Origin of the sequence: Mucilaginibacter endophyticus (assembly GCF_003351025.1) — a bacterium.
In the GTDB taxonomy this organism is placed as follows: Bacteria; Bacteroidota; Bacteroidia; order Sphingobacteriales; family Sphingobacteriaceae; genus Mucilaginibacter; species Mucilaginibacter endophyticus.
This window is the reverse complement of record NZ_QPCG01000007.1, coordinates 67,135-80,258: the sequence shown is the minus strand read 5'-3', so window position 1 is coordinate 80,258 and position 13,124 is coordinate 67,135. Positions and strand designations below refer to the sequence as shown.

The 13,124-nt window shown below is 42.2% G+C and carries 10 protein-coding genes; 8 read left to right on the top strand and 2 right to left on the bottom strand.

Going from position 1 to position 13,124, the window contains the following annotated elements; translation table 11 throughout:
* Positions 1-150 precede the first annotated feature (150 nt).
* The 5 genes from DUL71_RS25050 to DUL71_RS25030 all read left to right on the top strand — a co-directional run bounded on the left by DUL71_RS25050 (position 151) and on the right by DUL71_RS25030 (position 8,154).
* Positions 151-744, top strand: a complete 594-nt coding sequence (locus DUL71_RS25050) for an RNA polymerase sigma-70 factor (RefSeq protein WP_114940612.1) — start codon at positions 151-153, stop codon at positions 742-744.
* Positions 745-1,094: 350 nt separating this feature from the next.
* Positions 1,095-2,285, top strand: coding sequence for a FecR family protein (locus DUL71_RS25045; protein ID WP_114940611.1), 1,191 nt, complete (start codon positions 1,095-1,097; stop codon positions 2,283-2,285).
* A 160-nt stretch (positions 2,286-2,445) separates the two neighbouring features.
* Entirely contained in the window at positions 2,446-5,394 is a 2,949-nt protein-coding gene (locus DUL71_RS25040; protein WP_114940610.1) for a TonB-dependent receptor domain-containing protein, read from the top strand.
* Positions 5,395-5,414: 20 nt separating this feature from the next.
* On the top strand, positions 5,415-6,566 hold the full coding sequence (locus DUL71_RS25035; protein WP_114940609.1) for a hypothetical protein: 1,152 nt from the start codon (positions 5,415-5,417) through the stop codon (positions 6,564-6,566).
* Positions 6,567-6,705: 139 nt separating this feature from the next.
* A complete protein-coding gene (locus tag DUL71_RS25030; RefSeq protein WP_114940608.1) occupies positions 6,706-8,154 on the top strand; it encodes a DNA/RNA non-specific endonuclease in 1,449 nt (482 codons plus the stop codon).
* A 307-nt stretch (positions 8,155-8,461) separates the two neighbouring features.
* Here DUL71_RS25030 and DUL71_RS25025 read toward each other — a convergent pair whose 3' ends face one another.
* Positions 8,462-9,355, bottom strand: a complete 894-nt coding sequence (locus DUL71_RS25025; protein ID WP_114940607.1) for an SMP-30/gluconolactonase/LRE family protein — start codon at positions 9,353-9,355, stop codon at positions 8,462-8,464.
* Positions 9,356-9,569: 214 nt separating this feature from the next.
* On the opposite strand from DUL71_RS25025, the gene lysS reads away from it, so the two are divergent.
* Entirely contained in the window at positions 9,570-11,291 is a 1,722-nt protein-coding gene (gene lysS, locus DUL71_RS25020) for a lysine--tRNA ligase (protein WP_114940606.1), read from the top strand.
* A 191-nt stretch (positions 11,292-11,482) separates the two neighbouring features.
* A complete protein-coding gene (locus tag DUL71_RS25015; RefSeq protein ID WP_112565600.1) occupies positions 11,483-11,698 on the top strand; it encodes a hypothetical protein in 216 nt (71 codons plus the stop codon).
* 57 nt (positions 11,699-11,755) lie between these two features.
* Here DUL71_RS25015 and DUL71_RS25010 read toward each other — a convergent pair whose 3' ends face one another.
* Positions 11,756-12,304, bottom strand: a complete 549-nt coding sequence (locus DUL71_RS25010; protein WP_112565597.1) for a DUF2892 domain-containing protein — start codon at positions 12,302-12,304, stop codon at positions 11,756-11,758.
* 71 nt (positions 12,305-12,375) lie between these two features.
* On the opposite strand from DUL71_RS25010, the gene ung reads away from it, so the two are divergent.
* On the top strand, positions 12,376-13,053 hold the full coding sequence (gene ung / locus DUL71_RS25005; protein ID WP_114940605.1) for a uracil-DNA glycosylase: 678 nt from the start codon (positions 12,376-12,378) through the stop codon (positions 13,051-13,053).
* Positions 13,054-13,124: the final 71 nt, after the last annotated feature.

The window sequence follows — 13,124 nt, the reverse complement described above, 5'->3', positions numbered from 1 at the left end:
CTGCAACTGAAAAGTTACCATCAAAAACCCATTTGTTAACATCTATTTAACCTAAATTAAACACGTAAAATTCAATTTTGGATTAAGTTTTTACCGGCACAATGAGTGCTGTTTCGTTGGGTTCAGGTTTTATTTCTGCCAGAAAAACAAATGAGTATCGTAAAGGGAATTTTTGGGCAAAAAAATAACGCTACCACTTCAGCAGAAAATGTTGATCTGGATGTTCTCTTCAAAGAATATTACGACAGGCTGGTATACTTCTCTCTCCAGTTTATCAAAGATAAAGACCAGGCCGAAGATATTGTACAGGATGCTTTCATTAAATACTGGAACCAACGCGAAAGTGTTGTGCAGGACAAGATAGCTATCAAAAACTTCCTGTACAGTACAGTTCGTAACGCAAGCCTAAATACCATACGGCATGGTAAAGTTATTGAAGCCTATATTCAGCAACAAGGTAATACAGAACCGGAAGAAGCACCGGTAATTGAAGCTATCATTACGGCCGAAGCTGTAGCCGAAATTCACGCCGCATTGCATTCATTACCCGAAAGTCACCGTACTATATCAATCATGGGGTATTTTGATGGTAAAAAGAACCAGGAAATTGCCGATGAGCTGGATATGTCTGTAAATACCGTTAAAAAACAAAAGCAACGCGCCCTTGAATTGATGCGCGTAAAACTTTCGCCCGAAATGTTTACTGCTTTTATAGCGATTGGTTTGAGCTTTTTTAAGCGGTAAACTTTTCTCCTGTTATATTATCCTCATCTTTTTATCAACACGAGGCACCTACGGAGCCAATCCTTTTTGATTTTCATTTCTACAAACACGTTACTCCTCCGGAGTTTGGAAAACTGTAGATACATAATCAGGACTATCTTAAAACCTGTAAACTCATTTCAGGACAAGACATAAACTATACAACTCCGGAGGAGTAACGTGTTTGTAGCAAAACAAGACATGTGTTTTGGCTCCGTAGGTGCCTCCTATTTACGCGTTATTCCAAACGTAATTTTCAATCGCTAAAAAAAATATTCACTTCGCTTTATCCACTTTTAAAGTGAAGGTGTCTTTATGTACGAAAAGGAAAAATGAATAATTACGACTCATACTTTGACCTGGGCCAGCTGATCGCGAAATATATGCGAAACGAGCTGAGCGAACAGGAAAAACTCCAGCTTGACCAATGGCTTCAGGCTGATGCCCGCAACCAGGAATTATTCAAAAAACTAACCGATGAACATCTGCTCAATAATGAGCTGGAAACCTTTTCAGCAACTGATAAGGCTAAAGCATGGCATAATATTACCAAAAGCACGGGGTTTAAACGCAAAAATAACAAACTGCGGTGGATTGGATACGCCGCAGCCGTGCTTTTACTGGCTGCGTTGGCTATTCCCCTAAATAAACGCCGCCCAGCGGAGCAGCCACAAAACCTGGCCAATCAGCATAAAGACATCCCTCCGGGAACAAATAAAGCTGTACTTACCCTGGCCGATGGCTCGACTATAGTTTTGGATAGCGCCAAACACGGGCAAATTGCCAGTCAGCAAAATGTGCTGATTAGGGAAGATGAGAATGGCAAGGTTGTTTATGAGGCTGCGCATGAAACTCAAGAGCCTGCTGCCCCCGCTCCTGCCGAAACTATTGCCATGAATATGCTGGCTACCCCACGGGGCGGTCAATACCAGGTTGTTTTGCCCGACGGCACAAAAGTTTGGCTAAACGCGGCTTCATCACTGAAATATCCAACTGCTTTTACAGGCAATGAGCGCAGGGTTGAACTTACCGGTGAGGCCTATTTTGAGGTAAGTAAAGATCCTTCAAAACCCTTTAACGTAAAAACCGCGAGCCAGACCGTTACTGTGTTAGGCACGCATTTTAACATCAACAGCTATACCGATGAGGGCGCTACTAAAACCACCCTGCTCGAAGGCAGCGTAAGGGTTACCAGCAATACAGGCCAGTCGGTTAAAATAAAACCGGGCGAGCAGGCTGTCAACACTTTAAGCAACATCAACATTAATGAGAATGCCAACATTGACGAGGCAGTGGCCTGGAAAAACGGAAAATTTGTTTTCAGCAATACCGATCTGCAAACCATTATGCGCCAGCTATCCCGCTGGTATGATGTGGATGTAGAGTATCAGGGCAAAACAGCGCAAAAACATTACATGGGGCGTATCTCGCGCAATGTACCTGTGTCACAAATATTTGAGATCCTTAAAACAAGCGGCTTAAACTTCACAATTAACGGGAGGAAGATTATAGTAAAATCATAACAAAATCCAATGTGTGGTAAACGGCAAGGCCGGTTTACTAAAAGTTGGCCCATAAAAAAACCGAAAGTGTTGCGACCACTTCCGGCTATATTTTGGGGCTAACATAATCCAAATCATATCGACTAAATACTTTTTAAACTAATCAACCCAAAACAAAAATATGGATTTTTCTACATTTCCTGTGCCCCTACACAACGATGGCCGGGTAAATAAATTCAAAAACGCTACCAAAGGTTTTTTCCGGATGAACCGGGAAACAAAAAGGAAATTTATTATGCGGATTAAGCTTATCGCCGTCCTGTTATTTGCAGTTTGCATGCATCTCAGCGCTAAAAGTTTCAGCCAAAACATCACTTTAGCCGAAAAGAACAGCAGTCTCCAGGCGGTACTGAACAAAATTGAGCAGCAAAGCGGCTATGATATCTTTATGCAAACAGAATTGTTGGCAAGCAGCAACAAGGTATCGTTAAATGTAAAAAACGAAGCTTTAACAAAAGTGCTCGACAGGGTGTTTAAAGGTCAGCCTGTAACTTATGCTATTGTAGGCCACACCATTGTAGTAAAGGAAAAAAACGCGCAGGTTTCCGCAAGCTCAGCAAACGCGCCGGCTTCATTATACACCGGTAAAGTTATTGACGCTGTTACCAAAGAACCTCTTATTGGTGCATCAGTAGGTGTTAAAGGTGGCGGTAAAGCAACCTCAACCAATATAAACGGTACTTTCAAATTAAACCTTGAAAATGGCGACGGTACTGTGCTGGTTGTCTCTTACATCGGCTATATCACCAAAGAAATCACACTTTCAGGTTCAACCAATCTTGGTGATATCGAGCTTAAATCAAGTGCAAGTGCCATGAATGAGGTTGTGGTAACCGGTGACGTTGCCATCGACCGTAAAACTCCAGTGGCTGTAACAACCATTAACCAACGCTTTATTGAAGAAAAACTGGGTAACCAGGATATCCCGCAATTGTTAAGTGTTGTTCCCGGTGTAATGGCTACCCAAGGCGATGGCGGTTATGGCGATTCACGTATCAACATCCGTGGTTTTAACAGCGGCTCGAAAAAAGGCAACGTGGCTTTAACTATAAATGGGATCCCTGTTAATGATATGGAGAATGGCTCACTGTACTGGTCGGATTTTTCAGGACTTACTGATGTAACCACTTCATTGCAGTTACAACGCGGTTTAGGTGCGTCAAAAATCATAATACCATCTTTCGGTGGTACTATCAATATTACCACACGCGGTACTGAGACCGAAAAAGGCGGCTATATTTCGCAAGGTATCGGTAGCGATGGTTATGATAAAACAACCGTTTTGTTATCAACCGGCTTAGATAAAAATGGCTGGGCAGCTACCTTTCAGGGCAGCAGAACTCAAGGTCGTGGTAATGCCGATGGTATGAACTTCCTGGGATACAATTACTTTTTTAACATCTCAAAACAGCTTACCTCAAGCCAAACCTTATCGCTTTCGGTTATGGGTGCTAATCAAACTCACGGTCAACGACCAGATGAACTGATCTCTGACTGGCAGAACGCTCCACAAGGCATCCGTTGGAACTATGAGCTGGGCGTAAAGGACGGTAAGCAAATCAACCCATACAATAACAACTTCAGCAAGCCACTATTCTCATTAAACCATGAGTGGAATATCAATGGCAGCTCAAGCTTGTCAACTGTATTATATGCAACTTACGGCACAGGTGGTGGAGGTGGTATCCAGGGCGAAGCGCCAAGGGTAAGCAACTTATACTCGCCATATGACTATACGGCAGCAGAAAAAGCAAACTTTGCCAATCCTGACGGTTCTGCAAGTACTTACTTCTACTCATCACATAACGATCATACCTGGTATGGTTTAAGGAGTACTTACCGTACCGAGTTGAGCAAATACCTTAACCTGTCTGCTGGTATCGATGCGAGGTATTACAAAGGTACCCATTATAAAACTGTTACGGATTTGTTAGGTGCCGACTATGTTTATGATCCGTACACCGGAAGCAACAATCTTGGCAGCCGTTCGGGCGATATTAACAACCCGGAACACCGCGCTATGGTTGGCGATAAAATAGGTTATTTTAATAAAGATAACGTAATTTCTGGCGGCGTGTTTGCCCAGGCCGAATATTCGAAAAATGATTTCTCGGCCTTTGTAACCGTAACAGGCAGCGGCACCGGCAACCAACGTAACGACTATTACAATTATCTGAACAGCGACCCTAACCAAAGCAGCAAATATGTAAACTTTTTTAACTACCAGGCTAAAGGCGGTGCTAACTATAACATTAATGAGGCAATGAACGTGTTTGCTAATGTTGGCTACATGACTAAAGCGCCTTATTTTGATAACGTTTTCCAGAAGTTTACCAATACCATCAACCCAAATTCGGTATCTGAGAAATTGCTGAGCTATGAATTGGGATATGGCCTTAAACTGGCACATTTCAGCGCCAAGTTAAATGCTTACAGAACATCTTATAACGATGAATCGTTTGCTACGTCATACTTTGATCTGCCAACTAACCAACTTTATACCGTAAACGTAGCTGGTGTTGACGAATTACACCAGGGTTTGGAGCTTGAACTGAAATTAAAACCGATTAAAGAAATTACCTTAAGCGGTATGTTATCTTACGGCGACTGGCACTATACTAACGATGCAGGTCCGACCACGGTTTATAACTCACAGCAGCAGGCTGTAAAAACCGTTGCCAAAGTTTTCCTGAAAGACATTAAAGTTGGTGATGCCGCTCAAACTACCGCTGCTTTAGGCGCCGATATTGATGTATTGCCAGATTTGACTATCGGTGGCAACTATTTTTACTATGGAAACTACTATTCAGATTTCAACTTTGCTAACGCAGGTGTAGCAAATCTGCACCCATATAAATTGCCAAACTATTCCATCTGGAACCTTAATGCCGTATTCAGGTTTAAAATTGCGGGGCTAAATGCAAACTTGGTTGGTAACGTATACAACTTACTTAATTCCAAATACATAGCCGACTCTTACGATGGCAACCTGACCGGTAACGCCGCCAATGCATTAGTTTACTACGGCTTAGGCAGAACATTTGCAACCAGTTTAAAAATTAAATTTTAATAAGATTTTAAGTAATCACAATGAAAAAGATATCTAACATACTGGTGCTGGCGGCCCTTGCATTATCAGCCTGCCAAAAACAACCGGTTATTCCAAATACAATGCCTTTGCACAAGGCCAAGCTAACACAAACAATGGTAGCAGCCGACTATAAAAAGCTTGATACCGCCTCATATGGTTATAAAAACGGCGTTTTCCAATCAGATGATGACGCTAAACAAACCATTCCGGGACTGTTGGCCACGGAGTATCCACGCGTTGACGATGGCTCAACTGCCGATGTAACCTTTAACGTAGGCACGCCACAGGTTAAAGTTGCAGACAGCGTTTACAAAAACGTAGCATATACGTTAACCAACGCCGATTATTTGCTTTTACCAGGCAACAAATTTACCGATTTTACGGCTGCCCAAATACTTTCATGGTTACCTTACGGACCTAAAACATCATCACCTAAAGCTAACCAGCTGGCGGTGTTAACTTTCAATTACTACTCAGGCAGTGTATCTGTACAAACGTTTGGATATATGTATTTAAACGGTGTCTGGCAACAGATCTATTTGTTGTCGCCTGCTCAGTACGCTTCAGTCGGTCGTTCAAACCATAACGAGTTTGTTGCTACCGATAATGTGAGCAGTGTAAACACTTATATCGGCGCGTTATTAAAAGCAGACTTAAGCGTATCAGCAACCGCACAGGTTGGTGGTATCCAATATGTAAGCTACAACTACTATGACGGCACCACCGATTTTCAAAAAGTTACCGCGTTTGCGTTTGATGGCAGCAACTGGGTTTCCGGTTCAACTCCGCGAACTTTATCATTTGAGCGCGCGGCCGGTAAATGGGTGGTAAGCAGCACCGTTAGCTATACCCTTGTTAAAGATGATTATGTTTACATTGGCACACAAACCACCGCAGGCACACAAGCTGCAAGGGATAACGTTGCCAAGTACCCTGACTTTAACATCAGCGCTACAACCGATGCTACTTATTGGAGCGATGCCGACCTGAATGCTGCTATGATAGCCGTGTTAACAGAGAAATTTAAAGCTACAGCGCTTCCAAATCAAAAATTTGTGATTACCTATGTAGTTTACAGCTTTGGTAAAACCTCAAATGCAAGCAAAACTTTCGTATTCGACGGAACAAAATTCGTAGTTCCGCAATCTTAATATCTTATACTAACAGGTCCCGGTAAACTGGCCGGGCCTGTTTTTCTATCTCCCCTAAATCTTTCCTGGTTTTAAAAAATTTGCACAGCGTAAACGCATTGGCTGTGCTTTGTATTTATCTATCATAAAAACAACAATTATGAAAATTAATCACCTGCTAATTGGCCTGGGTTTAGCTTTAACCTTTGCCGGATGTTCTAAAGACCTTAAAAACTCGCCGACGCCGCCAAAAACCGGCGATACGACGAAAACAACCACTCCTCCTGCTCCCACTCCTTACACTATTACCGAGGATTTTGAACAGGGTACCAAAACCGCCTATGCAGCGGCAGATGTATCCCTAAGTACGGGCAGCTGGAATTTTAACGATGCATTGATAGGCAATCTTGCTGCTGACTTAAAAAACGGCACTAAATCGGTAAGGATCCGTACCGGCGATATCGCTATGAATTTTGATATCAACGGCCTTACTACTTTATATATTAAACATGGTAAATATGGTACGGATGCAACATCTACATGGCAGTTATTAATGTCGACCGACGGCGGTGCAAATTATACCCAGGTTGGTACTGATATTACCGAAACCAACACCACACTGGTAACTGATTCATTTAAAGTGAGCGTTACCGGTAAAGTTAGGTTTGAAATTAAAAAGACAGGTACAACCCGTATCAACATTGATGATATCACATTTAAAGGTACCGGAGATCCTGGTATAACCGTTGGTACACCAGATACCGGCAGTGGCGATACCGCCGGTGGTTCAAGTGCTTCGACTCCGCGTGATGTTACCGCCGGTGCTGATGCGCCACCAACAAGCGGCGATAACAGCAACCTGCTTTTCGGCAACCCGTCAAATGCGCTTTCAACGTTGGCTTCAATGGATAATTACCTGATAGATCAGAAGTATTACGTAGAATCATACAACGCTACTAAAGGCGAACCAAACTGGGTAAGCTGGCACCTGGATGCAACCAATACCACCAATGCAACCGGCAGGTTAGATGATTTTGCTGGCTGGAGCGGATTACCTGCTGCCTGGTACCAGGTAGAAAGCAACAGCTATTCAGGCAGCGGTTTCGACAGGGGGCATAACTGTCCTTCGGCCGATCGTACAAGCTCTACAGATGCTAATGCTTCAACTTTCCTGATGACCAATATGATACCACAGGCACCTCAAAATAATCAGCAAACCTGGGCTAACCTTGAAAACTATCTGCGCGAGCAAGTGGTTGCCGGTAACGAGGTATACATTATTATGGGTAGCTATGGAACAGGAGGTACAGGTTCAAACGGTACCGCCAGTACTATTAATAGCGGTCACGTAAACGTACCAAGCAATGTTTGGAAAGTTGCCTTAATCATTCCAAAAGGCGACGGCGACGTTGCAAGGGTTACCGCTTCAACAAGGGTTATCGCGGTAAACACGCCTAACATCAATACCATCAATTCCGACTGGACTAAGTACATCACTACCATTAAGGATATTGAAACCGCTACTGGTTATACACTGCTATCAACTCTGCCTGCTTCGGTTAGGACAGCGCTTGAAGTTAAGGTAGATACCGGCGCTTCGGGCTCATAACAAAATTGGTAACTGAACAAAGAAAGCCGGGAATGTAAAATATTCCCGGCTTTTTTGCTGGCATTTTTCGGGAGTGTTCAACTTTTGAAAAACGGGTGTTCAACTTTCGAAAGCCCAATACTACAACTAATTGACTACCAGCAACAAACTGTTCAAATTAATTTATTGCACGTTTTTTACTATTTATAATCTATTGATTTTCAAGCAATAAAACCCAGGTAAAAACAACAAGTGTTCATACCTTTAAAAGTTGAACACTTGCTATTTCATGCTTATTTTGCTAATCTCCTATTGTTAGGACACGAGATCAATCCACACCTTTTACATTCATTTTAAAGGTGTAAACTGCCTTCGAGGCTGTAATAAATAACACATCTTTGTTTTTGCCGCCGAAACAGATGTTGGCTGTCCAGGGTTCATCAATATCTATATGGCCAATCTTTTCGCCTTTAGGGTTAACTATGGTAACACCTTTGCCACACATGTAAATATTACCGCGCTCGTCAATAGTCATACCGTCACAGCCCATCGCTATAAACAACGTACGGTTTGATAATGTGCCATCTTTATTGATATCATAACGATAGGTTTTATTATCACCAATATCGGCCACATACAAATTCTTTCCATCCGGTGTGCCTACGATGCCGTTAGGACGCACAAATTTATCATCAACAATTACCGCAGGCGCTTTTCCTTTAGCCAGGAAGTAAAGTTTCTGACCATCAAGGTCAGACTGTTTACGCGTCCAGTAATCGCGCTGATAGTATGGATCGGTAATATAAACGCCGCCATCCGGGCGTACCCAAACATCGTTAGGCCCATTAAATTTATGGCCCTGGTAGTCTTTTAGCAAAACGGTTACTTTTCCTTTGGGACTGATAGACCATAGCTGATCGTCGGCATCGGCACAACTGATTAGATTGCCTTTTTTATCGAAATACATGCCATTTGAGCGGCCTGCACTATCCAGGAAAACGGAAAGCTTGCCATCGGTATCGTATTTCCAGATCTTGTTATTGGGCTGATCGGTAAAAAACACATTGCCTTTTTTATCCACAGCCGGCCCTTCGGTAAAAGAGAATTGCTTCGCGATGAGCTGCGCTTTAGTATCAGGAGAGTAAAGGTCGGTTTGATCCTGAGCTACGGCCTTGCCACCAAGTGCCGATAAGAATAATATAATAACGGATAGTTTTTTCATGTACGGTACAGGTTACTTTTGGTTTTGCTAAAGTAACACGTTTTACTGCCCGATTATTTTGCGGGGGTAAAATATTTGATACAAGTAGTGGATTTGTAGGATTGTTAACGCTTTACTACTCACGCATACTTCTTTACCATCTATCAAATGTTTGATTAAAAAGATAGATTTAAAAACCTTACTTTTGCACCTTTATTAAAATACCGTACATCACATGAGTATTGCATTATCCGAACAGGAAATCTTTCGCCGCAAATCTTTACAGGAACTACGTGCACTGGGTATTAACCCATACCCTGCCGAAGCTTTTAATGTTAACGCCTGGGCACAGGATATAGCTGATAATTTTAAGGATAAACCCGAGGCCTACCAGGATGTTGTAATTGCAGGCAGGATCATGACCCGCCGTATCATGGGCAGCGCATCGTTTGCCGAGTTACAGGATTCAACCGGTCGTGTGCAGATTTACCTGAAGCGCGATGATATTTGCCCTGACGAGGATAAAACTTTATATAACACCGTATTTAAAAAACTCCTTGATATTGGCGATTACGTTGGCGTAAAAGGCTACGTTTTCCTTACACAAACAGGAGAGATCTCGGTTCACGTCCGTGAACTGGTTGTGCTTTCAAAATCGTTAAAACCGCTGCCGGTTGTTAAACGCGAGGACGATGGCACCATTCACGATGGTTTTACCGATCCTGAATTACGCTACCGCCAGCGCTATGTGGATTTAACCGTTAACCCGGATTATAAACAAATTTTCATCAACCGCTCAAAAGTGATCAGCGCTATGCGCGGTTATTTTAATACCCAGGGATGGATGGAGGTTGAAACCCCTATCCTGCAACCTGTACATGGTGGCGCGGCGGCACGTCCGTTTGCTACCCACCATAATACGCTTGATATGCCACTGTTTTTACGTATTGCCAACGAGCTTTACTTAAAAAGGCTTATCGTAGCCGGTTTTGACGGTGTTTATGAGTTTGGTAAAATGTTCCGTAACGAGGGCATGGACCGGACCCACAATCCGGAATTTACAGCTATGGAAATTTATGTAGCCTATAAAGACTACATATGGATGATGGCCATGGTTGAAGAATGCCTGGAAACCGTAGCAAGAGCGGTTCACGGCATCCCGGTTGTACAGGTTGGCAGCAATGAAATTAACTTTGCAGGCCCTTACGAAAAGCTATCTATGTATGATTCGATCCTGAAATACACCGGTATCGATGTATCGGCAATGGATGAAGCAGGGTTACGCGAGGTTTGTGCAGAGTTGAAAATAGAAGTAAACCCAAGCATGGGCAAAGGCAAACTGATCGATGAGATCTTCAGCGCTAAAGTTGAGCATCACCTGATCCAGCCTACTTATATTACCGACTACCCTATCGAAATGACGCCGCTTGCCAAAAAGCACCGTACTAAAGAAGGTTTGGTTGAGCGTTTTGAGTTATTTGTAAATGGTAAAGAAATTGCCAATGCTTATTCAGAACTGAATGACCCTATTGATCAGCGCGAACGTTTAGAAGAGCAACTGATCCTGGCTGGTCGTGGTGATGATGAGGCTATGGCTATGGATGACGATTTTTTACGTGCGCTTGAATACGGTATGCCACCAACATCAGGCTTGGGTATCGGTATCGACAGGCTGGTTATGTTGATGACAAATCAAAGCACTATCCAGGAAGTATTATTCTTCCCGCAGATGCGCCCTGAGAAAAAAGTTAAAGTTGCCACTGCCGATGACTTTGTAAACATTGGCGTACCTGCCGAATGGGTACCCGTGTTGAATAAAATGGGCTTCAACACAGTTGAAGAACTAAAAGCAGGCAACCCTAACAAGGTATTTAATGACCTTGGCGGTATGCGCAAAAAATTAAAACTTGATATTACCATGCCAACTAAAGAAGTTGTTATGGCCTGGTTTGAATAATCTGATTTTCTGCTAAAATCAAAAAACGGAGGTGATAATAATCTCATTATCACCTCCGTTCAATTCCATTTACCTCTCCACTACCCCAAAATCCAATCCCGGATAACAATTTGTTAACAAAATCATAAAAAAAGGAAAACTTTCGATATTAAGTTATTCTTTAATATTGTATTATACAACTCATACGCATTATGACTAACTCAATATTAGAGATAACCGAAAACGAATACCTGATCAAACTAAACAGGAATAATTTCAACCTGTCGTTCATCAGGAGTTTGCTGAAACTTGTTGAAGTAGCCAATCCATCTGAAGATACGCACACATATCATACTGATAGCTACGTTCAGCCTTATCAAAACCACTCGGCAACGCCTGACTATTTCAGCGCGATTGAAGAAAAATAAAAGGGACGCGGTTTTCGCGTCCCTTTTATTTTTTATACCTTTTATTTTATTCTCTTTTTAGTACTGGCGATATCCCCCTCTTACTACCTGCTTATCCATCTGTGCCAACTGGCCTTTCATCATCTTGATCTGCTCGGTAAGTAGTTTGTTCTTATCATCCTTTGTTGCTTCTGATAAATACATTTGTGCTTCGCGCTTGTTACGTTTAGCCATTGAAATACCGGCAAGACTTAGTTTTGCCAAAGCCACATTGTGCGACATTTTCATACCCAACGACAACGCTTTCTTGAAATATTTCTCTGCTTTCATCGGCGCCTTACGAGATTCTATCAAACCGATCAGCAGGTTATAATAACCGTGCTGGTTTTTATGCAGCTGCTTTTCGTAATCAGTAATTTTCAACAACCATTCTTCTGACTTTTCAGAATTTTCTTTACGTAAAAAGTACTGGGCAATGATCATGTTTTCGTTAAAGAAGAAGCTAAGCAGTAAAATACCGCCTATCAACAAAACTAAAATACCCCATCCCCAAAAACCGAATGCACAAAGCGCGACCGCCGCACCCATCACTACACAAGCAATAATTAACCGAACAATATTTGACATAATTTGTGATACTAATATTAACGCAAATATCTGTTTATTTGCACGCTAAACCAACTTCTATATAAATATTTATGGCGATTGCATTACCACCATCATGGCTTGAGGTTTTACAGCAGGAATTTGGCAAACCTTACATGGTAAAACTTAAACAATTTTTAAAAGAGGAGCAGGAATCAGGACAAATTGTTTACCCAAAAAACAGCGACATCTTCAATGCTTTTAACACTACCCATTTTGATGATGTTAAAGTGGTAATATTAGGCCAGGATCCTTATCATGGTGCCCATCAGGCCCATGGGCTATCCTTTTCGGTACAAAAAGGAATTGCTATTCCACGTTCATTAATGAATATCTATAAAGAGCTCCAGGTTGATATTCCGGGGTTTAAAACCCCTTCGCACGGCAATCTCGAAGAATGGGCTAAACAAGGTGTATTATTACTAAATGCTACACTTACCGTTAGGGCAAGCACCCCGGGCTCGCACCAAAAAAGAGGCTGGGAAGAATTTACCGACGAAGTGATCAAAACCATCTCCGATAAAAAAGAAGGTATTGTGTTTATACTATGGGGAGCCTTTGCCCAGTCAAAAGCGGCTTTGATCGATGAAAAGAAACATTTCATCATTCGCTCTGCCCACCCTTCACCCTTCTCTGCCGATCGCGGTTTTTTTGGCAGCAAGCCATTTTCAAAAACAAACGAGATATTGAAAAAGGAAGGGAAGAAAGAAATTGACTGGCAGATTCATTAAAAAAGAGTCAAGAAGTCAAGATAAAAGAATCAAGATCTGTAAAGCGTGATAAACAAAAAGAGTCAGGAATA